Raw genomic sequence first — 25462 nt, 5'->3', positions numbered from 1 at the left:
TGCGTGTAACACCCCCTCCCCAGGGGAAATCCCACGCAAAAAGATGGGCTAAGATAGCACAGCGACCGCTATGGAACAGCGGCGCCCACACACATGGAGGTGCTATGAGCATTCGCGACTGGCCTGCGGCGGAGCGCCCGCGGGAGAAGCTTCTCGAGCAGGGCGCGCTGGCCCTTTCCGACGCCGAATTGCTGGCGATCTTCCTGCGCACCGGGGTCGCTGGAAAAAGCGCGGTCGACCTGGCGCGACACCTGTTGCATCAGTTCGGCAGCCTGCGTGGCCTGCTCGAGGCGGACCAATTGACCTTCAGCCGGCAACTGGGTCTGGGCCCGGCCAAGTTCGCGCAATTGCAGGCGGTGCTGGAAATGGCGCGGCGGCATCTGGCGGAAAAGCTCAGTCGCAATTCGGTGCTGGAAAGCCCGGTGGCGGTCCGCGACTACCTCAAGGCGATGTTGCGGCATGAGCCGCATGAGGTCTTCGGTTGCCTGTTTCTCGACTCCAAGCACCGGGTGCTGGCGTTCGAAGCGCTGTTCCAGGGCTCCATCAACACCACCAGCGTCTATCCGCGGCAGGTGGTCAAGCGTGCCCTGGCGCACAACGCGGCAGCCCTGATCCTGTGTCACAACCATCCTTCAGGCGTTTCCGAGCCGAGCCAGGCGGATCGGGTGCTGACCCGCAGGCTCACGGAGGCTCTGGACCTGGTGGATGTGCGCGTACTCGACCATTTCATCGTCGGCGAGGGCGAGCCGCTGTCGATGGCCGAGTACGGCTGGATGTAGAGAAGCAGCGACAAGCTTCCAGCGGCAAGCTGCAAGTTAAAGCGGTACGAGGACTGCTCTGAACTTGCAGCTTGTAGCTCGCCGCTTGCCGCTGCTTATCTGAGGCTGACCTTCGAGTAGTCCTGGCGACCGAATGGGCTGACCTGATACCCATGGACATCCTTGCGCGTCAGGGCGAAGGCGGTCGGATGGGCCAGCGGCAGCCACAGGGCCTGCTGCTGGATCTGGGTTTGCGCCTGCTGATAAAGCTTGCTGCGCACGCCCTGCTCGGTGGTGGTCTTGCCAGCGGTGATCAGCTTGTCCAGGCCCGGGTCGCAGTAGCGGGCGAAGTTGGTCCCGGACTTCACTGCCGCGCAGGTGAACTGCGGGGTGAGGAAGTTATCCGGGTCGCCGTTGTCGCCGGCCCAGCCCATGAACAGCAGGTCGTGTTCGCCGGCCTTGGCCCGACGAATCAGTTCGCCCCATTCGATTACGCGGATCTCCGCCTGGATCCCGACTTCCGCCAGGTCTGCTTGCAGCTGTTGCGCGCCCAGGCTCGGGTTGGGGTTCAGCAAACTGCCGGAAGGGCGGGTCCAGATTGTGGTCTGGAAGCCGTCCTTCAGACCGGCCTTGGCCAGCAGCTGGCGCGCTTTCGCCGGGTCGTGGGCGTAGCCCGGCAACTCCTTGGCGTAGCTCCAGGTGTTGGGCGGGAAGGGGCCGTTGGCGGGTTCCGCGGTGTTTTCGAAGACCGCTTTCAGGTAGTTGGCCTTGTCAAAGGCGAGGTTGATGGCCTGGCGCACTTCAGGTTTGTCCAGCGGTGGGTGCTGGCTGTTGATAGCAACGAACGCAGTCATGAAAGCCGCGGTTTTCTCGACTTTGAGCGCAGGCTCTTCAAGTGCGGCGGTCACGTCCAGCGGCTTGGGCGACAGGGCGATCTGGCATTCGTTGCGGCGCAGTTTCTGCAGGCGCACGTTGGCGTCCGGGGTGATGGCGAATATCAGCGAGTCCACCGCCGGCTTGCCGGCAAAGTAGTCGGGGTTGGCCTTGTAGCGGATCGAGGCGTCTTTCTGGAAGCGGCCGAAAACGAAGGGCCCGGTGCCGATCGGCTGGCTGTTGAGCTTGTCCTGGGTACCGGCCTTGAGCAACTGGTCGGCGTATTCGGCGGAGTAGATCGACGCAAACCCCATGCTCAGGGTGGCGAGGAAGGTCGAATCGGCGTGGTCGAGGGTAAAGCGCAGGGTCAGCGGATCCAGGGCGTCGATCTTCTTGATCAGCGCCGGCAGTTGCAGCGACTGGGCATGGGGATAGCCGCTCTGCGCCACTTTATGCCAGGGGTTGGCCGGGTCGAGCATGCGGTCGAAGCTGAACTTCACGTCTTCGGCAGTCAGCTCGCGGCTCGGGTTGAAGTACGCGGTGCGGTGAAACTTCACTTTCGGGTGCAGCTTGAACACATAGGTCAGGCCGTCGGCCGAGACTTCCCAGCTGTCGGCCAGGCTCGGTACTACCTTGCCGCTGCTGGCGTCGAACTCCACCAGACGATTCATCAGCACATCGGCCGAGGCGTTGGTGGTGGTCAGCGAGTTGTACTGCACTACGTCGAAACCTTCCGGGCTGGCCTCGGTGCACACACTTAATGCGGCGGCGTGGGCCAGCGGGCTCAGAAGAAGAGGGGCGAACAGGAGCGGGAGGGCAGCGAGGCGCATGTTTGGCTTCCTTTGCAGATCGAAGGCCCATCTGCGAGTGCAGTCTGGAAAAGGCCTACCCTAGTGGCCTCGCTGGAAAATGACTATCCCCTTTTTGGGCCTGCGGACCGGAAAGGTTTGCGTTTATTGCTGCGCCAAGCCTCTCTGCGGCCAGTTGCCATGGTCACATTAGGCATAAATTGACAGAGTTTTTTCCATATATTGACCTGGAGTGACCGGCGCAGCGGCGGTTCATGCTGGTTTTGCCGTTTGTTTCGTCCACGGAAAATTTATTCTGCGACGAGCGGTCAGTCATGGCCCCAGCCCTTGGTGCAGGCATCCGGAGCAAGAAAACAGGGAGTTTTCGAAATCCAAAGCACACCGGCTGTTGTTGCTACGGGGTCTTTCTGGTATAAAGCAGCGCTCTTTTCTAGAGGGCCCGGTTCCTTCGCTTGTAGGTGTAGCCGGTAAGACCCTAAAGAAACGCGGCGCCTGGCGCCAAATGACTGAGAGATTAAGCGGCCAACCCATGCCGGGTTGGGCATGTGGTTTTAGAGGGCTGAGGCATGTCGAGAGTCTGTCAAGTTACCGGTAAGGGTCCGGTGACTGGGAATAACATTTCCCACGCAAACAACAAAACCCGTCGTCGTTTCCTGCCGAACCTGCAGCATCACCGCTTCTGGGTTGAGTCCGAGAAACGTTTTGTGCGTCTGCGCGTATCTGCCAAGGGCATGCGTATCATCGACAAGCGTGGCATTGATGTCGTGCTGGCCGAACTTCGTCGCGATGGCAAGGTTTAAGGGAGCTAATCATGCGTGAATTGATTCGTTTGATTTCGAGCGCCGGTACTGGTCACTTCTACACTACCGACAAGAACAAGCGCACTACTCCGGACAAAATCGAGATCAAGAAATATGATCCGGTTGTTCGTAAGCACGTGATCTACAAGGAAGGCAAAATCAAGTAATTGATTTTTCTTCTGACAAAAAAACCCGCTTTCAAGCGGGTTTTTTTGTGCCTGCGATTCAGGCTTTCGGTTCGAAGATCACATAGATCTTGCGGCACGGCTCCAGCACCTCCCAGGTGCCGCGGAAACCGGCGGGAATGACGAAACGGTCACCGGCGCGCAAGGTCTTGGCATTGCCCTCGCCATCACGCAGGACCGAAACCCCCTGCACGATCTCGCAATACTCATGCTCGGTGTAGTTCACCGTCCACTGGCCGACCTCGCCTTCCCACACTCCGGCGTTCATCTGGCCGCACGGGCTGTTGTAGTGGTTGAACACGGTTTGCTCGGGGTCGCCCTTGAGGACTTTTTCCTGGGCGGGGCGATACCGCTCGGCCGCAGTGTTGGCCTGATTGAAGTCGACGATGTCCTGGATGCTCATGCTGGTATTCCCCCCTGGTTGTGCTGCGAGTGGCTGGAAAGCCCAAAGTCTATGTTTATTAAAATGAACATAGCAATGGCGTTTGCCCGGCCTCTGTCAAATATATTGAAACTTCGGGTGCCGCTGGTTTAGGGTGGCGAATGCCATGGGCCGAAGCAGGCTGGCCGGGCAGAATTCCTGAAGGTGCCGGCATCGATCGCGTGGCGCCTGTATCCAACAAGAGGAGGACACTCGCATGACCACCCTGACTCGAGCCGACTGGGAACAACGCGCCCGCGAACTGAAAATCGAAGGCCGCGCCTACATCAATGGCGAATACACCGCCGCCGTTTCCAACGAAACCTTCGAATGCATCAGTCCGGTCGATGGCCGTCTGCTGGCCAGTATTGCCAGCTGTGACGCCGCCGACGCGCAACGTGCCGTGGAAAACGCCCGCGCCACCTTCAACTCCGGCGTCTGGTCGCGCCTGGCGCCGGCCAAGCGCAAGGCCACCATGATTCGTTTTGCCGGCCTGCTGAAGCAGCACGCCGAAGAACTGGCCCTGCTCGAAACCCTGGACATGGGCAAGCCGATCAGTGACTCCCTGGGTATCGACGTTCCGGGCGCGGCGCAAGCGCTGAGCTGGAGCGGCGAAGCCATCGACAAGATCTACGACGAAGTCGCCGCCACGCCCCACAATCAACTGGGCCTGGTGACTCGCGAACCGGTGGGCGTAGTCGGCGCCATCGTGCCGTGGAACTTCCCGCTGATGATGGCCTGCTGGAAACTCGGTCCGGCGCTGTCCACCGGTAACTCGGTGATCCTCAAGCCGTCGGAAAAATCGCCGCTGACCGCTATCCGTATCGCTGCGCTGGCTGTCGAGGCCGGGATTCCGGCTGGCGTGCTCAACGTGCTGCCAGGTTATGGCCACACCGTGGGCAAGGCCCTGGCCCTGCACATGGACGTCGATACCCTGGTGTTCACCGGTTCGACCAAGATCGCCAAGCAACTGATGGTCTACTCCGGCGAATCGAACATGAAGCGTGTCTGGCTGGAAGCTGGCGGCAAGAGCCCGAACATCGTGTTCGCCGATGCCCCGGACCTGCAGGCCGCGGCCGAATCCGCGGCCAGCGCGATTGCCTTCAACCAGGGCGAAGTCTGCACCGCCGGTTCGCGCCTGCTGGTGGAGCGTTCGATCAAGGATAAATTCCTGCCGCTGGTGATCGAGGCCCTCAAGGCCTGGAAACCGGGCAACCCGCTGGACCCGGCCACCAACGTCGGTGCGCTGGTGGATACCCAGCAGATGAACACCGTGCTGTCGTACATCGAGTCTGGCCATGCCGACGGCGCCAAGCTGGTGGTGGGCGGCAAGCGCACCCTGCAGGAAACCGGCGGGACCTATGTCGAGCCGACCATCTTCGACGGCGTCAGCAACGCGATGAAGATCGCCCAGGAAGAAATCTTCGGCCCGGTGCTTTCGGTCATCGCCTTCGACACGGTAGAAGAAGCCATCCAGATCGCCAACGACACGCCGTATGGCCTGGCCGCGGCGGTATGGACGGCCAATATCTCCAAGGCCCACCTGACCGCCAAGGCGTTGCGTGCCGGCAGTGTCTGGGTCAACCAGTACGACGGCGGCGACATGACTGCGCCATTCGGTGGCTTCAAGCAGTCGGGCAACGGCCGCGACAAGTCGCTGCACGCGTTCGACAAGTACACCGAACTGAAGGCGACCTGGATCAAGCTGTAATTCAAGGGGCGCGGATCTCGGGCATCTGAACAGACGCCACCCCGCGCACCGTTAGCCGATCCATATCGCAGCCGGACTTTCCGCCAGGGAGGTCCGGCTGCGTTGTCTCTGTCATGAAAAAAACCATCCACAGGAGCGTGGAAATGCGCTGGGCAACTTATTTCGCCGTTTTGGCGGCTGTCCTGAGTGTGGGCCTGGCCCTGGGCGTGAGCATGCCGCTGGTGTCGTTTCGCCTGGAGAGCTGGGGATATGGGCCCTTTGCAATCGGGGTGATGGCCTCGATGCCGGCGATTGGCGTCTTGCTCGGGGCGAAGGTGTCCAGCCGCCTGGCGGCGCGCTTTGGCACGGCGGGGCTGATGCGCCTGTGCCTGTGGGGCGGGGCGATCTCCATTGGCCTGCTGGCGCTGTTGCCGAGTTATCCCCTGTGGCTGGTGCTGCGGCTGATGATCGGCGTGGTGCTGACCATTGTCTTCATTCTTGGCGAAAGCTGGATCAACCAATTGGTGGTGGAGCGGTGGCGCGGTCGCCTGGTGGCGCTGTATGGCAGCAGCTATGCCCTGAGCCAGTTGGCCGGCCCGCTGCTGCTGGGGGCCTTGGGCACCGAGCATGACTACGGTTTCTGGGTGGGCGTCGTGCTGCTGGTGGTGTCGCCTCTGCTGCTGATGGGCCGCAGCGGCGCGCCGAGCAGCGAGTCCTGCAGCGTGACCTTCGGTGACCTATGGCGGTTCTGCCGTGGCCTGCCGGCCATTGGCTGGGCGGTGGCACTGTTCGCCGCGTTTGAAGCGATGATCCTGACCCTGCTGCCGGTCTACTGCCTGCGCCAGGGGTTTACCGAGGAAATCGCCCTGGCAATGGTCAGCACCGTGGTGGTGGGCGATGCCTTGTTGCAGCTACCAATCGGCGCCCTGGCCGACCGCATATCGCGGCGCGCCTTGTTCGCCGGTTGTGCGGTGATCCTGCTGCTGTCGAGCCTGGCCATTCCGTTGCTGCTCGACACCCTGCTGATCTGGGCGCTGTGGGTGCTGTTCGGCGCCAGCGCCGGGGGGCTGTTCACCTTGTCGTTGATTCTGATCGGCGAACGCTACCGCGACGATGCGCTGGTGCGCGCCAATGCCCACGTCGCCCAGCTGTGGGGCATTGGCTGCCTGATCGGGCCGCTGGTGGCGGGGGCGGGCAGCCAGTGGATCAGCGGGCATGCCTTGCTGTTGCTGATGGCGGCCGGGGCCATGGGGCTGATTGTGCTGTTGTTGCGTGAAGGCGCGTTTGGCGTGGCCCAACCACAAACCCTGTAGGAGCGAGGCTTGCCCGCGATGAGGGGCTGACAGTCAACATCTTGATTGAATGTAGTTCCGCTATCGCGGGCAAGCCTCGCTCCTACAAGGGCCGGGGTCAGAGCATCCGTTCGAGGCCGATGGTATTGCTCATCCAGGCATTGAAGCGCCGCCACCAGCTGCCCGGCTCGCGGGTCAGGGTGTGCAGTTGCTGGTTGTCTTCGGTGACCCAGACCAGCTTGCCGTCCTGCAGCTTCGCTTCGTAGCTCAGGGCCGGCGCCATGCCTTGCAGCGCCAGGCTGCGAACGCGTTCGGCCAGCTCGGGGCTGTCCACCAGTACCCCGACTTCGGTGTTCCACAGCACCGAGCGCGGGTCGAAATTGAAGGAGCCGATAAAGGACTTCTGGCGATCGAAAATCATCGCCTTGCTGTGCAGGCTGGAGTCCGAGCCAGGATACGACGCGCTGTGGAACAGATGAGGTCCACTGCCGCCGCCATTACCGGGTTGGCGCCGCAGTTCGTAGAGTTTCACGCCGTGTTGCAGCAGCGCCTTGCGATACGGTGCGTATCCGCCGTGGACCGCCGGTACGTCGGTGGCTTCCAGGGAGTTGGTCAGCAGGCTCACTGCAACCCCGGCGTCGGCGCGCCCGGTGAGGTAGACCAGGCCCGGCTGGCCGGGAACGAAGTAGGCCGAAACCATCATCAGCTCTTTGCTCACGCTCTGCAGCTCCGGTGACAGCTGGGTGGTCAGCAGCAGGCGCGGGTCGGGCTCGCCGTTGGACAGGACCTTGCTCGGAGCATCCCACAGCGCCTGGTTCCAGGCCCAGATCAGCTCCTTGCGCCAGGTGTTCATGCGTGGCTGGGTCCGATAGGTCTTGAGCTCCTGAAACAGCGCATGGTTCTGTTGCTGCGCCTCGTCCAGCGATTGCTCCAGGCGCAGCCGGGTGTTGGCCAGCTCCCTGGCCGATGGCAGGCGCGACAGAAACTCGCCTATGGGTTTGCTCAGGGCGCTGTTCCAGTACTGGTCGAAACTGTGTCCGAGCTGTTCGGCCACCGGGCCGACGCCGAGGATGTCGATGTCGGTGAAATTCAGGTTGGGTTCGGCGTCGAAGTACTCATCCCCCAGGTTGCGCCCGCCGACGATGGCCGCGCTGTTGTCCGCCAGCCACAGCTTGTTGTGCATCCGCCGATGCTGCAGCGACAGGTTGAACAGGCGCCCCATGGTACGAGTCACGCCGGTGCTGCGCCCCAGGTGCAGGGGGTTGAACAGGCGGATCTGTATCCGCGGATGGGCGGCGAGAGTGGCCATGATCTGGTCCAGGCCGTCGCTGGTGGTGTCGTCCAGCAGAATGCGGATGCGCACGCCGCGGTCGGCGGCCTTGAGCAGTTCGTCCACCAGCATCCGGGTGCTGATGCCGTCATGGACGATGTAGTACTGCAGGTCGAGGCTGCTTTGAGCATGGCGGATCAGTTCGGCGCGGGCCATGAAGGCTTCGCTGCTGTCGGACAGCAGGCGAAAGCCGGAGCGTCCCTGATAGGCCGCGGCCTGGGCCTGGATCGAGCGACCGAAGGCCGAGTCGGCGGCCGGCAGTGCCTGGCTGGGCTCGCGAGGCACATTGAGGCTGACGCAGCCGCTCAGGCACAGCGCGATCAGCATAAGGAAGGCCAGGGCCTGTCGGGATCTCAAGTCAGCTCATCTCGAATCGCTGCGATGGTCTAGCTGTGACGCCGGTTTCAAAGGAAAAGGTCAGTCCGTTGCGCACTCTTCAGCCAGCAGCTTGATGGCCGCGGCCCCCACTTTGCGCACGGCCTCCTCGATCTGAGGGGTTGGCTTGGCAGCGTAGTTCATCCGCAGGCAATTGCGGTACTTGCCCGAGGCCGAAAAGATGCTGCCCACCGCAATCTGCACGCCCTGGCCGAGCAGCGCACGGTTCAGGCGCAGGGTGTCGAAGCCTTCCGGCAGCTCGACCCACAGCATGAACCCGCCCTGCGGCCGGCTGGCGCGGGTGCCGGTAGGGAAGTAGCGGCTGACCCAGTCGATCATCAGGTCGCGGTTGCGCTGGTACTGGGTGCGCATGCGCCGCAGGTGCGGCTCGAAATTACCGCTCTTGAGGAACTCGGCGATGGCGATCTGCGGCTGTGGCGCGGTGGAGCCGGTGCTGATGTATTTCATGTGCAGCACCCGCTCCAGGTAGCGCCCGGGGGCGACCCAGCCGATGCGCAGCCCCGGTGCCAGGGTCTTGGAGAAGGAACTGCAGAGCAGCACCCGGCCATCGTCGTCGAACGACTTGATGGTCCGCGGGCGTGGGTAGGTGTAGGACAGCTCGCCATACACATCGTCTTCGATGATCGCCACGTCGAAGCGCTGGGCCAGGGTCAGCAAGGCCCGTTTGCGCGACTCCGGCATGATATAGCCCAGCGGGTTGTTGCAGTTGGGGGTCAACTGTATGGCCTTGATCGGCCATTGCTCCAGGGCCAGTTCCAGGGCATCGAGGCTGATGCCGGTGAGCGGGTCGGTGGGGATTTCCAGGGCCTTCATGCCCAGGCCCTTGAGGGTCTGCATGGCGCCGTGGAAGCTCGGCGAGTCGACGGCGACGATATCCCCGGGCTCGCAGGTGGCACGGATGCTGGTGGACAGGGCTTCGTGGCAGCCGGTGGTGATCACCAGGTCGTTGGCGCCGAGCTGGCAGCCGGAATCGAGCATCAGCCGCGCCAGCTGTTCACGCAGTTCGTGCACGCCGTAGATGGTGTCGTAATACAGGCCAGGCATGTCCTGGCGCCGGCTGATGCGGGCCAGCCCGCGCAGCAGGGGCTTGAGAGTCGGGCTGGTGACGTCGGGCATGCCGCGGCCCAGCTGGACGATGTCCTTGCGCGGCACGCTGCGGATCAGCTCCAGCACCTGGTCCCACTGCGAAATCTCCACCGGCCGCTGCGCCGGGCGGCCCACCGCGGGCAATGCCGGCAGCTCGCGACTGACCGGCACGAAGTAGCCGGACTTGGGCTTGGGCGTCGCCAGGCCGCTGTCTTCCAGCACCCGATAAGCCTGTTGCACGGTACTCAGGCTGACCCCGTGTTCGACACTCAAGGCCCGTACCGACGGCAGCCGGTCGCCGGGGCGATAGAAGCCTTGTTCGATACGTGTGCCCAGCAGTTCAGCGAGATTGACGTACAGGGTCATGGCGCAGCCTCGGGGTGATTTAATCGGGTGACCGGTACAGATGGCGCAAAATTACAGGATTCAGCCCGGATAGGGGAAATTCTGTATGGAAATAATAGCGGTGCTTTGAATCTGTAATGGTTTTTAGCACCCGCGCATGATGTCTGCTCATAGCGACCCAAGTAAACAGGAGCAGCAAACATGAACGGCTTGAGCGATGTGCGTCTGTCGTTACACAGTCAGGAACTGGCGGCTGGGCAGGAGCGGGCAGCAGGGGCGACGTCCGCCCGCAATGCGCCGTCCGGTCTCGGTCTCTGGGGCTTGTACTGGCATCGACTGCGTACACGCAAGGCACTGCTTGAGTTGAGCACCGAACAGTTGCGCGATATCGGCCTGAGTCGCGAACAGGCGCGGCAGGAAGGGCTCAAGCCGTTCTGGCGGCTGTGAAAGCCCCGCTGATCGGTAGCCGCTGGCGCAGCCTGCGATCGGTTGCGTAGCAACCGCAAAAGGCCGCATCCGATTTCACCGGATGCGGCCTTTTTCATGCCTGCCATGTGGCGGCTACAGGCACCTTCAGACCAATTCTTTCAATCGATGCCAGAGCATCCCCAGCGCCAGCAGGGGCGAGCGCAGGTGCTTGCCGCCCGGGAAGGTGATGTGCGGGACCTGGGCGAACAGATCGAAACCACCGCTCTGTTGGCCGCTGATGGCTTCGGCCAGCAGCTTGCCGGCCAGGTGCGTGGCATTCACGCCGTGGCCCGAATAGGCCTGGGCGTAATACACATTGGGCTGGTCCTTGAGCCGGCCGATCTGCGGCAGGCGGTTGGCGCCGATGCCGATCATGCCGCCCCATTGGTAGTCGATCTTCACTGCCGCCAGTTGCGGGAACACTTGCAGCATCTTCGGCCGCATATAAGCAGCAATGTCCCGCGGGTCGCGGCCGGAGTAATGGCAGGCGCCGCCGAACAGCAAGCGGCGGTCGGCCGAAAGGCGGTAGTAATCCAGGGCCACCCGCTGGTCGCAGACCGCCATGTTCTGGGGCAACAGGGCGTGGGCCAGCTCTTCGCTCAAGGGTTCGGTGGCGATGATGTAGCTGCCGGCCGGCAGCACCTTGCCACCCAGTTGCGGGTTGAGGTCGTTGAGGTAGGCGTTGCAGCCCAGCACCAGGGTGTTGGCGCGCACCGAACCCTGGGCGGTATGGACCTTGACCTGCGGCCCGTAGTCGATGCGGGTCACGGCCGAGTGTTCGAACAGGCGCACGCCCAGTTGCTGCGCGACCGCGGCTTCGCCCAGGGCCAGGTTCAGCGGGTGCAGGTGCCCCGAGCCCATGTCGATCAGGCCGCCGACATAACGGTCGGAGCCCACCACACTGTGCATCTCATGGGCTTGCAGCAGGCGGGTTTCATGGCGATAGCCCAGGTCGCGCAACTCTTGGGCATCTTCGGCGAAACCTTCGAGGTCGCGCGGCTTGTTGGCCAGGTCGCAATAACCCCAGGTCAGGTCGCAGGGAATCTGGAAGCGTTCGATGCGCTGGCGGACGATTTCCACCGCTTCCAGGCCCATCAGCTTCATCTGGCGTACGCCGTCTTCGCCGATTATTGGGGCGAACTGCTCAAGACCATGACCGACCCCGCGAATCAGTTGCCCGCCGTTGCGCCCGCTGGCGCCCCAGCCGATCTTGCGCGCTTCCAGCAGAATGACGCTGAGCCCGCGCTCGGCCAGCTCGATCGCGGTGTTGAGCCCGGAGAAGCCACCACCGACCACGCAGACATCCGCCACCTGCTCGCCGGCCAGCGCCGGATATTCGGGCTGGGGCAGGCTGCTGGCGGCGTAGTAGGAGGCGGGGTGCGAATGGCCTGGCCCCGACGGCTGAACACGGGTGTTCATGTGGATCATCCTGATTCGTGTGTTTGGAAAATTTGACGGAGCATAAGCCGGACCTTTCCGGCGCGGCAACACTGGTCGGCCAGTGCTGTCTGGAACAGGGCTTTTAGGGCAAAATCGCTGTCTCTCCATACTCCCGGTAAGCGCTTCGATGAGCTGCAACAGCCAGAAAGTCCGCATGCTCCGACAGCAGATCCCCTCGTTCGAGTGCGTGCCCGGCTGTCACGACTGCTGCGGTCCGGTCACCACCTCGACCGAAGAAATGTCGCGCCTGCCGCGCAAGACCCGGGCCGAGCAGGACGCGGCGATGGAGGAGCTGAACTGTGTGCACCTGGGGCCCAACGGCTGCACGGTGTATGACGAGCGGCCGCTGATCTGTCGCCTGTTCGGGACCACGCCGAGCCTGCCATGCCCCAATGGCCGGCGCCCGGTGGAACTGATCCACCCGCGGGTGGAAAAGCAGATCCATGAATACATGGCGAGCACCCGGCAGGTGCTGGTCTGATCCAAAGCCATCGCGGGCAAGCCTCGCTCCTACAGGTTGCACAAGTCCGGTAGGAGCGAGGCTTGCCCGCGAAAGCGATTGCCCTGACGACAGGGTCTCCGGGCCGTTGCAATCAATCCGGAATCGGCAGGCTCAGGCTCTCTTTCACCTCTTCCATCACGATATAGCTCTTGGATTCGCGCACGTGGGGCAGCTTGAGCAGGATGTCGCCCAGCAGTTTGCGGTACGAGGCCATTTCGGAAATCCGCGCCTTCACCAGATAGTCGAAGTCCCCCGACACCAGGTGGCATTCCAGTACGTGCGGCAGTTTCAGCACGGCACGGCGGAACTCCTCGAAGGTGTCGCCGGACTTGTAGTCCAGGCTGATTTCGACGAACACCAGCAGGCTACCCTTGAGGTGCTGCGGGTTGAGCCGGGCGTTGTAGCCCATGATGATGCCTTCGCGCTCCAGGCGGCGGACCCGCTCGGTGCACGGCGTGGTCGACAGCCCGACCTTTTCCCCCAGCTCGGTAAAGGAGATGCGCCCATCGGCTTGCAGGATGCGCAGGATATTGCGATCGATCTTGTCCAGCTCGCGCTTCGTCTGGTGGTTGGTCCGCATAGGGGATGCGCCTCCGTGAAAAGGGTTTTTGCCGAGAATTCTCGCCAAATATAGGCGTTTATATAGTGAAAAGCACTGGTCATTGCTTTTTATACTGCGCGCATCTTCGCTCTGAATAACAAACGTCAGCGGTTATCCGCGATGAGGGATATGAAAATGCGCGTTCTGGTCTTGGGTAGCGGCGTGATCGGTACCACCAGTGCCTACTATCTGGCCCGTGCCGGTTTCGAAGTGACGGTTGTCGACCGTCAGCCGGCCGTTGCCATGGAAACCAGCTTCGCCAACGCCGGCCAGGTTTCGCCGGGTTATGCCTCGCCCTGGGCCGCGCCGGGCGTGCCGCTCAAGGCCATCAAGTGGCTGCTGCAGCGCCACGCGCCGCTGGCGATCAAGGCCACCGCCGACATCGATCAATACCTGTGGATGGCGCAGATGCTGCGCAACTGCACCGCCGCCCGCTACGCGGTGAACAAGGAACGCATGGTCCGTCTGTCCGAGTACAGCCGCGACTGCCTCGACGAACTGCGCCTGGAGACCGGCATCGCCTATGAAGGCCGCAGCCTGGGGACCACCCAGCTGTTCCGCACCCAGGCGCAACTGGATGGCGCGGCCAAGGATATCGCCGTGCTCAAGGAGTCCGGCGTACCTTTCGAAGTGCTGGACCGCGAAGGCATCGCCCGCGTCGAGCCGGCCCTGGCCAGCGTGACCGACATCCTGGCCGGCGCCCTGCGCCTGCCGAACGACCAGACTGGCGACTGCCAGATGTTCACCACGCGACTGGCGCAAATGTGCACCAAGCTGGGTGTGGAATTCCGCTTCGACCAGAACATCCAGCGCCTGGACTTCGCCGGCGACCGCATCAACGGCGTCTGGATCGACGGCAAGCTGGAAACCGCCGATCGCTACGTGCTGGCCCTCGGCAGCTATTCGCCGCAACTGCTCAAGCCGCTGGGCATCAAGGCCCCGGTGTACCCGCTCAAGGGTTACTCGCTGACCGTGCCGATCACCAACCCGGCCATGGCCCCGACTTCGACCATCCTCGATGAAACCTACAAGGTGGCGATCACCCGTTTCGACAACCGTATTCGCGTTGGCGGCATGGCGGAAATCGCCGGTTTTGACCTCTCGCTGAATCCGCGTCGGCGCGAAACGCTGGAGATGATCGTCAACGATCTTTATCCTCAGGGCGGCGATCTGTCCGAGGCCAGTTTCTGGACCGGCCTGCGTCCTACCACCCCGGACGGCACGCCGATCGTCGGCGCCACGCCCATGCGCAACCTGTTCTTGAACACGGGGCATGGCACGCTTGGCTGGACCATGGCTTGTGGTTCCGGTCGTCTGCTGGCTGACCTGATGGCGAAGAAAAAGCCGCAGATCAGCGCCGAAGGTCTCGATATTTCTCGTTACGGTAATTCTCAGGAGCCTGCAAAACATGTCAATCCAGCGCCAGCTCACCAATGAGCGCATGAGCCAGATCGTCGTTCACAGCGGTACCGTGTATCTGGCCGGGCAAGTCGGCGACGACCTGAACGCCGGGATTGAACAGCAGACCCGTGAAACCCTCGCCAACATCGAGCGTTTGCTGGACCTGGCCGGCACCGACAAGTCGCGCCTGCTGTCGGTAACTATCTACCTGAAGGACATCGATGCGCACTTCGCCGGGATGAACAGCGTATGGGACCAGTGGCTGCCAAAAGGCGTCGCCCCGGCCCGCGCAACCGTCGAAGCCAAGCTCTGCGAACCGGAAATCCTGGTCGAGCTGTCCGTCGTGGCCGCTCTGCCTTAAGCAAGATCCCTCTCCCGGCGCCACCGATGGTTAACGCTGTCGGCCGGTGCCGGTTTTTTCTTCCCACATGACCGCCTAGAAGTCTGCCGCCATGCGTCCTGCCCGTGCCCTGATCGATCTTCAAGCCCTGCGTCACAACTACCAACTGGCCCGCGAAGCGTCGCCGGGCGCCCGTGCGCTCGCGGTGATCAAGGCCGATGCCTATGGCCATGGCGCGGTGCGTTGCGCCCAGGCGCTGGAAGCCGAGGCCGATGGCTTTGCCGTGGCTTGCATCGAAGAGGCCCTGGAGCTGCGGGCGGCGGGGATTCGCGCGCCGATATTGCTGCTCGAAGGTTTTTTTGAGGCCGATGAGCTGGACCTGATCGTCGAGCATGATTTCTGGTGCGTGGTGCATTCGCTGTGGCAGCTGGAAGCCATCGAGCAGGCCAGCGTCGCCAAGCCGCTGACGGTATGGCTCAAGCTGGATTCGGGCATGCACCGCGTCGGCCTGCATCCCAAGGATTACCAACCGGCTTATCAGCGGCTGCTGGCCAGCGGCAAGGTGGCGAAGATCGTGCTGATGAGCCACTTCGCCCGCGCCGACGAGCTCAGCTGCAGCCGCAGCGACGAGCAGGTCGCGGTGTTCGAGGCGGCGCGCCAGGGCTTGTCCGCCGAGATCAGCCTGCGCAACTCGCCAGCCGTGCTCGGCTGGCCGAACATCCCCAGCGACTGGGTACGCCCCGGCATCATGCTGTATGGCTCGACCCCGTTCGAAGAGCCACATCCGCTAGCCGCGCGCCTGCAACCGGTGATGACCCTGGAATCGAAAGTGATCTGTGTGCGCGAACTGCCGCCCGGCGAACCGGTGGGGTACGGCGCCAAATTCGTCACGCCGCGGCCAATGCGGATCGGCGTGGTGGCCATGGGGTACGCCGACGGTTATCCGCGGCATGCGCCGACCGGTGCGCCGGTGCTGGTGGCGGGGCAGCGGACCCAACTGCTCGGCCGGGTTTCCATGGACATGCTGTGCATCGACCTGACCGACGTGCCAGAGGCCGGGCTGGGTTCTACCGTCGAGCTGTGGGGCAAGCACATCCTCGCCAGCGAGCTGGCGGCCGCGGCCGATACCATCCCTTACCAGCTGTTCTGCAACCTGCGCCGAGTGCCACGCGTCTATTCCGGGGACTGAACAGCGCGGCGCACTGCCGAAAGTCGCCTTGCTTCCTGGGATTGGGGCCCAAGTGTTGTAAATACTGAACGCTATCGCCATGATAACGCTCAACTAGAACAACGCCTGATCCCTAGGAGGCTGCCGCATTGGACGTCGGTGAACGACTGCAATCCATCCGTAAACTCAAAGGCCTTTCCCAGCGTGAACTCGCCAAGCGCGCGGGCGTCACCAACAGCACCATTTCGATGATCGAGAAGAACAGCGTCAGCCCCTCGATCAGTTCGCTGAGAAAGGTTCTTGGCGGCATTCCCATGTCGATGGTCGAGTTTTTTTCGGAAGAAATCCTCCAGGAAAAACCCACCCAGATCGTCTACAAAGCCAACGAGTTGATCGATATTTCCGATGGCGCGGTGACCATGAAACTGGTGGGCCGGGCACATCCGAGCCGGGCGATCGCTTTTCTCAACGAGATCTACCCACCGGGCGCCGACACCGGTGAAGAGATGCTCACCCACGAAGGCGAGGAAACCGGGATTCTCGTGGAAGGGCGCCTGGAGCTGGTGGTGGGCCTTGAGACATTCGTGCTCGAAGCTGGTGACAGCTACTATTTCGAAAGCACCAAGCCACACCGTTTCCGTAATCCTTTCGATGCACCCGCGCGACTAATCAGCGCAGCCACGCCCGCGAACTTCTAATAGAAGAGGCGTCCTGCAAGGATTGCAGCGGTGCCCGAAGCAGTATTTCGCCCCTCTCTAATCCCCCTTTGAATCTAGGGTTGTTTCAGAGTGGCGGGCTAACCGTTATACTTGCGCCCGCCCGCGAAACCGTGGCCGTGGGCGTGACTAGCCACCATTGAGGGTGTACGCGTGAACCTAATTATGAAAATGCTGGCTGCACCAGCAACCGTATTGGCCCTCTGGGCTGTCAGCGCTCAAGCTGCGACCAACGACGATATTGCCAAGCGCCTCGAGCCGGTTGGCCAGGTCTGCGTCCAGGGGCAGGAATGCAAGGGTATGGAAGTCGCTGTTGCCGCCGGTGGCGGTGGTGCGAAGACTCCAGACGAAGTGATTGCCAAGCATTGCAATGCTTGCCACGGTTCCGGCCTGCTGGGCGCGCCGAAAATCGGCGACGCCGCTGCCTGGAAAGAGCGCGCGGATCACCAGGGCGGTCTCGACGGCATCCTGGCCAAGGCCATTACCGGTATCAACGCGATGCCGCCTAAAGGCACCTGCGCCGATTGCTCCGACGAAGAGCTCAAGGGCGCCATCCAGAAGATGTCCGGCTTGAAATAAGCCTGTATCTTCCGCAAAAAAGCCGCTTACGAGCGGCTTTTTTCATGCCTGCGATCCGGCCGGGACTGTTCATTGCAGCAAAGACCCGGCAAGCTCGGTCCAACCTCAATTCATGGAAGGTTCTGGAGGATCGGATGGTGCAGTCATGTTCTATCGAGCGGGCGGTCGATGAGGTCCTGGCACGCTTGCCGGCGCATATTCACATGGGCATGCCGCTGGGGCTGGGCAAACCCAACCGCTTCGCCAATGCCCTGTATCGTCGGGTTGCACAGCTGCCCGAACGCCAACTGACCATTTACACCGCCCTGAGCCTGGGCCGCCCGCCACTGGGTGATGGCTTGCAACGGCGCTTCCTCGAGCCTTTCATCGAGCAGGTCTTCGGCGACTACCCCGAGCTGGAATTCCTCGCCGACCTGCACCGCAACCAGGTGCCGGCCAATATCCATATCGAACAGTTCTTCATGCAACCCGGCAGCCTGCTCAACAGTGCAACGGCGCAGCAGGATTACGTCTGCAGCAACTACAGCCACGCCGCGCGCGACATCAATGCCGCCGGCCTGAACCTGGTCGCGCAACTGGTGGCCCGGGACCCGCAACAGGCCGACCGCCTGAGCCTGAGCTGCAACCCGGACATCACCCTCGACCTGCTGCCGATGATCGCCGAGCGACGTGCCGCCGGCGAGACCATCCTGCTGCTGGGCCAGGTGCATCGCGACCTGCCTTATATGCCGGGCGACGCCGAGATCGACGCCGTCACCTTCGACCTGCTGATCGACGAAGAGGAGGGCAGCACGCTGTTTTCCACGCCGAACATGCCGGTGGGGTTCCAGGATCATTTTATCGGCCTGCACGCCAGCACCCTGGTGCGCGACGGCGGCACCCTGCAGATCGGCATCGGCTCCATGGGCGATGCGTTGACGGCGGCGTTGCTGGCGCGCCAGGCGGACAACGACGGCTATCGGGCGCTGCTGGCGGACCTGGAGATCCAGTGCTGGAAACCGCTGATCGAGCGCGAAGGCGGGGTGGAGCCTTTCGCCAAGGGCCTGTATGGCTGCAGCGAGATGTTCGTCAACGGCCTGCTGGCCCTGGCCGATGCTGGCATTGTGCGGCGCAAGGTCTATCCCTCGGTGGCCCTGCAGCAACAGGCCAACGCCGGGACCCTGGATGAAGACCAGGCGCCGGGCGGGGTGTCGGTGCATGGTGGCTTTTTCCTCGGGCCGCGCAGTTTCTACCAGCGCCTCAGGGATCTGCCCAAGAGCAAGCTTGGCGAGTTCAACATGACCGCCATCAGCTACATCAACGAGCTGTATGGCCAGGAAGAGCTCAAGCGCCTGCAGCGCCAGGATGCGCGGTTCATCAACAGCTCGATCATGGTCACCCTGCTCGGGGCTGGGGTCGCGGATCAGCTGGAAGACGGCCGGGTGCTCAGTGGCGTCGGCGGGCAGTACAACTTTGTCGCCCAGGGCCATGCGCTGCGAGGCGCGCGCTCGATCCTGATCCTGCGCAGCTGGCGCGAGTCCGCGGGCCTGGTCAGCTCCAACATCGTCTGGGAATACGGCCACTGCACCATCCCGCGGCACCTGCGGGACATCGTGGTCACCGAGTACGGCATCGCCGATCTGCGCGGCAAGACCGATGCGAAAGTGGTCGAAGCGCTGCTCAATATCAGCGACTCGCGGTTCCAGCCGGGCCTGATCGAACAGGCGCAGAAGGCCGGCAAGCTGCCCAAGGACTTCCGCCTCGATCCGCGCTTCACCGATAACCACCCACAACGCCTATTGGCGATCCAGGCGCAGCACCGGCACCTGTTCCCGGAATATCCGCTGGGCAGCGACTTCAGCGTGGAGGAGCGGGATTTGCTGCGGGCGCTGAACTGGCTGAAGAGCAAGTTCAAGCTCAGCGAGATTCTCGAATTGGGCAAGGCCGCGCTGGATGCGCCACCACCGGAAGCCTTCCCGGCGCATCTGCAGCGGATGCAACTGGTGAAGCCCGATGGTTGGCGCGAGGAGATCTATCAGCGTTTGCTGCTGGCCGCCTTACGCGAGACAGCGCAGGCATAAGGTAGACGCCTGGCAGCGTCATCGCGGGCAAGCCTCGCTCCTACAGAAGCAGGCGGCATCTGTAGGTGCGAGACGTGCTTGCGATTGAAGAGGCAACGCCTCTTTAGATAAAGCTCACCACGCCACCGGCCAGGGACTTGACCCGGGCCAGGGATTCCACGCGATAGCCTTGCGCGTCCAGTTCGGCGCGGCCGCCCTGGAACGACTTCTCGATCACGATGCCCAGGCCGGCCACGGTGGCGCCCGCCTGCTTGATGATCGAGATCAGCGCCTGGGACGCCTTACCGTTGGCCAGGAAGTCATCGATGATCAGCACGCGGTCGCTGCTGGTCAGGTGGCGCGGGGAAATCGCCACGGTGCTTTCGGTCTGCTTGGTGAACGAATACACGGTCGCCGACAGCAGGTTCTCGGTCAGGGTCAGGGACTGGTGCTTGCGCGCGAAGATCACCGGTACGCCCAGGTTCAGGCCGGTCATGATCGCCGGAGCGATGCCCGAGGCTTCGATGGTGACGATCTTGGTGATGCCCGAGTCCTTGAACAGCGTGGCGAATTCGTCGCCGATCAGCTTCATCAAGGCCGGGTCGATCTGGTGGTTCAGAAAGGCGTCGACTTTCAGGACCTGGTCGGAAAGCACGATGCCTTCTTCGCGAATTTTCTTGTGCAGTGCTTCCATGAAGCTTTCCTCTGTTGGCGCCTTGTGCGCCTGAGCTCTGATAAAAGGTGTTCGGTTAAAAATGCTTGGGTTGAAAATGCTGCGGCTAAAAAGTGTTCAATTCTAGCGTTTTAACATCGCCCGTATATCCGCCAGCGCGTTATTGCCGCGAACGGCTTTGACCTCGGTCGGGGTGTCGTCGTTGCCTTCCCACGCCAGGTCGTCCGGCGGCAGTTCGTCGAGGAAGCGGCTGGGGGCGCAGTCGATGATTTCACCGTACTGCTTGCGCTTGGCGGCGAAGGTGAAGGCCAGGGTCTGGCGCGCGCGGGTGATGCCCACGTAGGCCAGGCGGCGTTCTTCCTCGATGGTGTCGGCTTCGATACTGGAGCGGTGGGGGAGGATTTCCTCCTCCATGCCCATGATGAACACATAGGGGAATTCCAGGCCCTTGGAGGCATGCAGGGTCATCATCTGCACGCCCTCGGCGCCGTCTTCCTCTTCCTGCTGACGCTCCAGCATGTCGCGCAACACCAGCTTGCCGATGGCGTCTTCGACGGTCATTTCGCCGTCTTCGTCTTTTTCCAGGGTGTTCTTCAGCGCCTCGATCAGGAACCACACGTTACCCATGCGGTAGTCGGCGGCCTTGTCGCTGGAGCTGTTGGTGCGCAGCCAGTTCTCGTAGTCGATGTCCATGACCATGCTGCGCAGGGCGGAGATCGGGTCTTCGCCGGCGCACTGCTCGCGCACCTTGTCCATGAAGCGCTTGAAGCGCGCCAGGCGGTCGGTGAAACGGCTGTCCAGGTGCTCGCCCAGGCCGATTTCGTCGGTGGCGGCGTACATCGAGATCTTGCGTTCGGTGGCGTAGTTGCCGAGCTTTTCCAGGGTGGTCGAGCCGATTTCCCGGCGCGGCACGTTGATCACCCGCAGGAAGGCGTTGTCGTCGTCCGGGTTCACGATCAGGCGGAAGTAGGCCATCAGGTCCTTCACTTCCTGGCGCCCGAAGAAGCTGTTGCCGCCGGACAAGCGATAGGGAATCTGGTGATGCTGCAGCTTCAGCTCGATCAGCTTGGCCTGGTAGTTGCCGCGATAGAGGATCGCGAAATCGCTGTAGGGCCGGTCGGTGCGCAGGTGCAGGCTGAGGATTTCCATGGCCACCCGCTCGGCCTCGGCGTCCTCGTTGCGGCAGCGGATCACGCGGATCTCGTCGCCGTGGCCCATCTCGCTCCACAGCTGTTTCTCGAACTCGTGGGGGTTGTTGGAGATCAGCACGTTGGCGCAACGCAGGATGCGGCTGGTGGAGCGGTAGTTCTGCTCGAGCATCACCACCTTCAAGGACGGGTAGTCCTCCTTGAGCAGCATCAGGTTTTCCGGGCGGGCGCCGCGCCAGGCGTAGATCGACTGGTCGTCGTCGCCCACCACGGTGAACTGGTTGCGCTTGCCGATGAGCATTTTTACCAGCAGGTACTGGCTGGCGTTGGTGTCCTGGTATTCGTCCACCAGCAGGTAGCGCACCTTGTTCTGCCACTTCTCCAGGATGTCGGCGTGTTCCTCGAACAGCTTCACCGGCAGCAGGATCAGGTCGTCGAAGTCCACCGCATTGAACGCCTTGAGCGTGCGCTGGTAGTGGGTGTAGACGATGGCCGCGGTCTGTTCCTTGGGGTTGCGCGCGTTCTCCAGGGCCTGGGCCGGCAGGATCAGGTCGTTCTTCCAGGCGCCGATCATGTTCTTGATCTCGTCGACGCCGTCGTCGCCCGAGTATTCCTTTTGCATGATGTCGGTCATCAGGGCCTTGACGTCGGTCTCGTCGAAGATCGAGAAGCCCGGCTTGTAGCCCAGCCGTACATGCTCCTTGCGGATGATGTTCAGCCCCAGGTTGTGGAAGGTCGATACGGTCAGGCCACGGCCCTCGCCACTGCGCAGCAGGGTGCCGACCCGCTCCTTCATCTCCCGCGCGGCCTTGTTGGTGAAGGTCATGGCGACGATGTACTGCGCGCGAATGCCGCAGTTCTGGATCAGGTGGGCGATCTTGCGCGTGATTACACTGGTCTTGCCGGAGCCTGCACCGGCGAGCACCAAAAGAGGGCCGCCGACATAGTTCACGGCTTCTTGCTGCCGGGGATTGAGTCGGGACATGACGAAAAAAGGGGTCTGTAACGAAATGGGCGGGCATTTTAACAGGCTGGACGGATTCTGCTGCTCTCTCCGACTTGTGACGCAGCACGCTATCTAAATTTGCCGGTTTTGATACTTTCCCTCAGGATGCGCGCTGAATATGCGTCTAATGTTCGAGTTAGAGCGATACAAGAAACCGCGTTTGATAATCAATATCATTTGTCATTGTTTATCCACGCGTCATAATGCCCGCCGCCAACTTCTATTACAGAGTCTAGGGAGCTAGCTTGTCCAAGCCTGTCGAACCCTTGCGCTTGCTGCTGCTGGCCGAAGAGCCGGCGTGGGCAGCGTTGTTGCGCGAGTGTCTCGCTCCGTTGGGAGACTCGGTGGTGCTGATCAGTGCGCCGACCTGGGAATCTGTCAGCCGTCTGTTCGATGAAGATCGCTCTGCGATTCTGTTAACCGTTCCCCAACTGCAACCGGCTCCCGGTCGTTGCAGCCTGCCCACGGTATTGCTGCTGGAGCAGGAGCCGCTGAATACGCCGGCCGGCGCCAGCGACTGGCTGGTGAATAAAAACCTCAGTACCGATACGGTGCGCCGTTGCCTGCGCCATGTGCGTGAGCGCGGGGTGCTGGAAAGCACCCTGTTGCGCCTGGCCGAGCAGGACCCTTTGACCGGCATCGCCAACCGCCAGGGTTTCCAGACCCTGCTGGCGGCGCGCCTGGCGGAAAACGAAGGGCGCGGGCTGGCGCTGGGGCACCTGGACCTGGACAACTTCCGGCATGCCAACGATGCGTTGGGCCACCAGGCCGGCGACCGGTTGATCCTGCAAGTGGTCTCGCGGCTCAAGAGCCAACTTGAGGCCGGGGACCAGCTGGCGCGCCTGGGCAGCGACGAATTCGCCCTGCTGATCGATACCCGCCGGGCGCCGCAACGCGCCGAGTGGATGGCCGAGCGCATCGCCGAAGTCATGGCCGAACCGTACTGGATCGACGGCGAAAGCCTGCTGATCGGCTGCAGCCTGGGCATCGCCCATGCCAGGGCGAATGCCGGCGCCGACCCGCTGATGTGGCACGCGCACATCGCCATGCAGCAGGCCAAAAGCACCCAGGGCTGTACCTTTCATATCTTCAACGAACGCATCAACCGCAATGCCCGCAGCCTCGCCGACCTGGAAAGCGAGCTGCGCCGGGCCTTGCGCCGCGACGAGCTGGAGCTGCACTACCAGCCGCGCCTGAACCTGCATGACGGGCAGATCGTCGGCCTCGAAGCCCTGGTGCGCTGGCGCCATGGCGAGCGCGGGCTGTTGCCGCCGAGCGAATTCGTGCCGCTGGCCGAGCAGAGCGGCCTGATCGTGCCGCTGGGCTACTGGGTGATTTCCCGGGCGCTGCGCGACATGCAGGCCCTGCGCGAACGCGGCCTGGCGCCGCTGCACATGGCGGTCAACCTGTCGTTCCGCCAGTTCCAGGACAGCCAGCTGCTGTCGACCCTCAGCCGGCTGATTGCCGAGCGCGGTGTCGAGGCGCAATGGCTGGAATTCGAGCTGACCGAAACCGCGGTGATGCGCCGCAGCGACCTGGTCAAGCAGACCATGGATGCGCTGGGGCGGCTGGGAGTGCGGTTTTCCCTGGACGACTTCGGCACCGGGTTTTCGTCTTTCGTGCACCTCAACAGCCTGCCGATTGCCCTGCTCAAGATCGACAAGAGCTTCGTCGGCGGCATGGAGCAGCGCGAAGAGAACCGCAAGCTGGTGCACGCCATGATCAACCTGGCTCACAACCTCCATCTCGAGGTGGTGGCCGAGGGCGTGGAAACCCCCGAGCAGCTGGCCTTGCTGCGCAGCTTTGGTTGCGATCAGGCGCAGGGCTACCTGATCAGCAAGCCGCTGCCGCTGGCGGAACTGGTGGAATACCTGACGTTCGGCGCAAGCCAGCAAGTCCTGGTCGGCGAGGTCAGCTGACGGCATCCCGCTGTAGCGGCAGGAGCCCTCGAGCTCCTGCAGCTACAGGGAATCCTGGGCGGTCTGGAAGTTATCCCGTGGCGCGGGTTCCGCGCCTTCCCGGCGAATCATCCGCCGCATCTTCCATTCGAAGGCCAGGGTCAGGCTGATGGCGGCGCACGCCAGCCCCGATGCCAGGCCCCACCATACGCCGGTCGCGCCCCAGCCCAGGGTGAAGGCCATCAGCCAGGCCGCCGGCGCACCGATCAGCCAATAGCAGCCCAGGCCCACGAGGAAGGTGGTCTTGGCGTCCTTGAGCCCGCGAATCGCGCCCATGGCGATGGTCTGCGTGCCGTCGAACAGCTCGAACCAGGCCGCGACCGCCAGCAGGCTGACCGCCAGGTTGATCACATCGCGAAAGGCCGGGTCGTCATGGTCGAGGAACAGCCCGATCAGCTGGTTCGGCAGCAGCCAGAAAATCATGGCGAAACCCAGCATGGCCGCGCCGCCAAAGGCGATCCCGACCCGCCCGGCCATGCGCGCGTGCAGCAGCTGCCCGGCGCCGTAGTGCTGGCCGATGCGCATGGTGATCGCGTAGGAGATCCCGGCCGGCACCATGAAGGCCACGGAGACGATCTGCAGGGCGATCTGGTGCGCCGCCAGCTGGGTGCTGCCCATGGTGCCCATGCACAGCGCGGCAAAGGCGAACAGCCCGACTTCCACCGCGTAGGTGCCGCCGATGGGCAGGCCCAGGCGCCAGAGTTCCCGCAGGTACTGGCGATTGGGCCGCGCCAGGCCCTGGCGCAGCGGGTAGGCGGCGTAGGCCGGGTGGCGCTTGATGTGCCAGGCCAGCGCCACGGCCATGCAGTTGGCGACGATCGCGGTGACCAGGCCGATCCCCACCAGCCCCAGTTTCGGCAGGCCGAACATGCCGGTGATCAAGGCGTAATTGAGCAGGAAGTTGGCCACCGTGCCGGCCAGGCTGATGACCATCACCGGCGTGGCGCGGCCGATGGCGCTGGTGAAGCCGCGCAGGGCCATGAAGCTCAGGTAGCCGGGCAGGGCGAACGGCAGGATCAGCAGGAACTGGCCGGCGGACTGCACGTTGGTTTCGGTCTGGCCGAACAGCAGCAACACCGGCTTGAGGTTCCACAGCAGCAGGCCGGCGACCAGCGCCATCAGCCACGCCAGCCAGAGCCCGGCCTGGGTCAGGCGCGCGGCGCCTTCGATGTCGCCGGCGCCCTGGCGAATCGCGACCAGGGTCCCGACCGCCGCGATCACGCCGATGCAGAAGATCGACACGAACGAATAGGTGGCCGCGCCGAGACCGCCGCCGGCCAGGGCTTCCGGGCTCAGGCGGGCCATCATCAGGGTGTCGGTCAGCACCATCAGCATGTGCGCCAACTGTGAGGCGATCAGCGGCCCGGCCAGCCGCAGGATGGCCCAGAGTTCGGTGCGTGCTGGATGCTGCATGGTCATCGGTCTCGATACGGGGGAG

General features: G+C 63.0%; 23 protein-coding genes. 14 read left to right on the top strand and 9 right to left on the bottom strand.

The window, feature by feature from the left end; all coding sequences use genetic code 11:
* Positions 1-104: 104 nt before the first annotated feature.
* Positions 105-779 (top strand): DNA repair protein RadC, encoded by a 675-nt coding sequence (radC, locus tag DK261_RS03465; RefSeq protein WP_007921116.1) that lies wholly within the window; start codon positions 105-107, stop codon positions 777-779.
* A 95-nt stretch (positions 780-874) separates the two neighbouring features.
* Here radC and DK261_RS03460 read toward each other — a convergent pair whose 3' ends face one another.
* Positions 875-2461 (bottom strand): ABC transporter substrate-binding protein, encoded by a 1587-nt coding sequence (locus DK261_RS03460; protein ID WP_110175286.1) that lies wholly within the window; start codon positions 2459-2461, stop codon positions 875-877.
* A 545-nt stretch (positions 2462-3006) separates the two neighbouring features.
* On the opposite strand from DK261_RS03460, the gene rpmB reads away from it, so the two are divergent.
* Together rpmB and rpmG are read left to right on the top strand one after the other, a co-directional pair.
* Positions 3007-3240 (top strand): 50S ribosomal protein L28, encoded by a 234-nt coding sequence (rpmB, locus tag DK261_RS03455; protein WP_007921114.1) that lies wholly within the window; start codon positions 3007-3009, stop codon positions 3238-3240.
* Between the two features lie 11 nt (positions 3241-3251).
* Positions 3252-3407: a 50S ribosomal protein L33 gene (gene rpmG / locus DK261_RS03450; protein WP_003177274.1), complete on the top strand. Its 156-nt coding sequence runs from the start codon at positions 3252-3254 to the stop codon at positions 3405-3407.
* Positions 3408-3465: 58 nt separating this feature from the next.
* Here rpmG and DK261_RS03445 read toward each other — a convergent pair whose 3' ends face one another.
* Positions 3466-3828 carry a cupin domain-containing protein gene (locus tag DK261_RS03445; protein WP_016703158.1) on the bottom strand — a complete coding sequence of 121 codons (363 nt, stop codon included), beginning with the start codon at positions 3826-3828 and terminating at the stop codon, positions 3466-3468.
* Between the two features lie 235 nt (positions 3829-4063).
* On the opposite strand from DK261_RS03445, the gene DK261_RS03440 reads away from it, so the two are divergent.
* On the top strand, positions 4064-5557 hold the full coding sequence (locus DK261_RS03440) for an aldehyde dehydrogenase (RefSeq protein WP_016703159.1): 1494 nt from the start codon (positions 4064-4066) through the stop codon (positions 5555-5557).
* A 143-nt stretch (positions 5558-5700) separates the two neighbouring features.
* Entirely contained in the window at positions 5701-6849 is a 1149-nt protein-coding gene (locus tag DK261_RS03435; RefSeq protein WP_110175285.1) for an MFS transporter, read from the top strand.
* A gap of 97 nt (positions 6850-6946) precedes the next feature.
* On the opposite strand, the gene DK261_RS03430 is transcribed toward DK261_RS03435, so the two are convergent.
* Both DK261_RS03430 and DK261_RS03425 read right to left on the bottom strand, forming a co-directional pair.
* Positions 6947-8515, bottom strand: a complete 1569-nt coding sequence (locus DK261_RS03430; RefSeq protein WP_177411702.1) for a phospholipase D family protein — start codon at positions 8513-8515, stop codon at positions 6947-6949.
* 60 nt (positions 8516-8575) lie between these two features.
* Positions 8576-10006, bottom strand: a complete 1431-nt coding sequence (locus DK261_RS03425) for a PLP-dependent aminotransferase family protein (protein WP_016703162.1) — start codon at positions 10004-10006, stop codon at positions 8576-8578.
* Between the two features lie 180 nt (positions 10007-10186).
* Here DK261_RS03425 and DK261_RS03420 point away from each other — a divergent pair, with 180 nt between their 5' ends.
* Positions 10187-10432 (top strand): DUF1127 domain-containing protein, encoded by a 246-nt coding sequence (locus tag DK261_RS03420; protein WP_016703163.1) that lies wholly within the window; start codon positions 10187-10189, stop codon positions 10430-10432.
* A gap of 126 nt (positions 10433-10558) precedes the next feature.
* Here the strand turns inward: DK261_RS03420 and DK261_RS03415 are convergent, their stop codons facing one another.
* Positions 10559-11872 (bottom strand): FAD-binding oxidoreductase, encoded by a 1314-nt coding sequence (locus DK261_RS03415; protein ID WP_053270182.1) that lies wholly within the window; start codon positions 11870-11872, stop codon positions 10559-10561.
* Positions 11873-12020: 148 nt separating this feature from the next.
* Between DK261_RS03415 and DK261_RS03410 the strand changes: the two genes are divergently transcribed.
* A complete protein-coding gene (locus tag DK261_RS03410) occupies positions 12021-12374 on the top strand; it encodes a YkgJ family cysteine cluster protein (protein WP_009051553.1) in 354 nt (117 codons plus the stop codon).
* A gap of 112 nt (positions 12375-12486) precedes the next feature.
* On the opposite strand, the gene DK261_RS03405 is transcribed toward DK261_RS03410, so the two are convergent.
* Positions 12487-12975 carry an Lrp/AsnC ligand binding domain-containing protein gene (locus tag DK261_RS03405; RefSeq protein WP_007932443.1) on the bottom strand — a complete coding sequence of 163 codons (489 nt, stop codon included), beginning with the start codon at positions 12973-12975 and terminating at the stop codon, positions 12487-12489.
* Positions 12976-13131: 156 nt separating this feature from the next.
* On the opposite strand from DK261_RS03405, the gene dadA reads away from it, so the two are divergent.
* From dadA to DK261_RS03375, 6 genes are all read left to right on the top strand, one after another.
* A complete protein-coding gene (dadA, locus tag DK261_RS03400; protein WP_009051552.1) occupies positions 13132-14433 on the top strand; it encodes a D-amino acid dehydrogenase in 1302 nt (433 codons plus the stop codon).
* Positions 14405-14758, top strand: a complete 354-nt coding sequence (locus tag DK261_RS03395) for a RidA family protein (protein WP_009046176.1) — start codon at positions 14405-14407, stop codon at positions 14756-14758. The genes dadA and DK261_RS03395 overlap by 29 nt, the downstream gene beginning before the upstream one ends.
* A 91-nt stretch (positions 14759-14849) precedes the next feature.
* Positions 14850-15926, top strand: coding sequence for an alanine racemase (gene alr, locus DK261_RS03390; RefSeq protein WP_041985100.1), 1077 nt, complete (start codon positions 14850-14852; stop codon positions 15924-15926).
* Between the two features lie 128 nt (positions 15927-16054).
* Positions 16055-16603: a cupin domain-containing protein gene (locus tag DK261_RS03385; protein ID WP_007932420.1), complete on the top strand. Its 549-nt coding sequence runs from the start codon at positions 16055-16057 to the stop codon at positions 16601-16603.
* 183 nt (positions 16604-16786) lie between these two features.
* On the top strand, positions 16787-17200 hold the full coding sequence (locus DK261_RS03380) for a cytochrome c5 family protein (RefSeq protein WP_009046174.1): 414 nt from the start codon (positions 16787-16789) through the stop codon (positions 17198-17200).
* 134 nt (positions 17201-17334) lie between these two features.
* Positions 17335-19260, top strand: coding sequence for an acetyl-CoA hydrolase/transferase C-terminal domain-containing protein (locus tag DK261_RS03375; protein ID WP_009051550.1), 1926 nt, complete (start codon positions 17335-17337; stop codon positions 19258-19260).
* Positions 19261-19363: 103 nt separating this feature from the next.
* Here the strand turns inward: DK261_RS03375 and DK261_RS03370 are convergent, their stop codons facing one another.
* Both DK261_RS03370 and rep read right to left on the bottom strand, forming a co-directional pair.
* Entirely contained in the window at positions 19364-19933 is a 570-nt protein-coding gene (locus DK261_RS03370; RefSeq protein WP_009051549.1) for a xanthine phosphoribosyltransferase, read from the bottom strand.
* Between the two features lie 102 nt (positions 19934-20035).
* Entirely contained in the window at positions 20036-22045 is a 2010-nt protein-coding gene (gene rep, locus DK261_RS03365) for a DNA helicase Rep (RefSeq protein ID WP_009046172.1), read from the bottom strand.
* A gap of 266 nt (positions 22046-22311) precedes the next feature.
* On the opposite strand from rep, the gene DK261_RS03360 reads away from it, so the two are divergent.
* Positions 22312-23985, top strand: a complete 1674-nt coding sequence (locus DK261_RS03360) for a bifunctional diguanylate cyclase/phosphodiesterase (RefSeq protein ID WP_009051548.1) — start codon at positions 22312-22314, stop codon at positions 23983-23985.
* Positions 23986-24027: 42 nt separating this feature from the next.
* On the opposite strand, the gene DK261_RS03355 is transcribed toward DK261_RS03360, so the two are convergent.
* On the bottom strand, positions 24028-25437 hold the full coding sequence (locus tag DK261_RS03355; RefSeq protein ID WP_172833386.1) for a NorM family multidrug efflux MATE transporter: 1410 nt from the start codon (positions 25435-25437) through the stop codon (positions 24028-24030).
* Between the last annotated feature and the right edge of the window lie 25 nt (positions 25438-25462).

This window comes from Pseudomonas sp. RW409, from assembly GCF_003184125.1.
GTDB classification, from domain to species: domain Bacteria; phylum Pseudomonadota; class Gammaproteobacteria; order Pseudomonadales; family Pseudomonadaceae; genus Aquipseudomonas; species Aquipseudomonas chlororaphis_I.
This window is presented reverse-complemented; position numbering and strand designations above follow the sequence as displayed.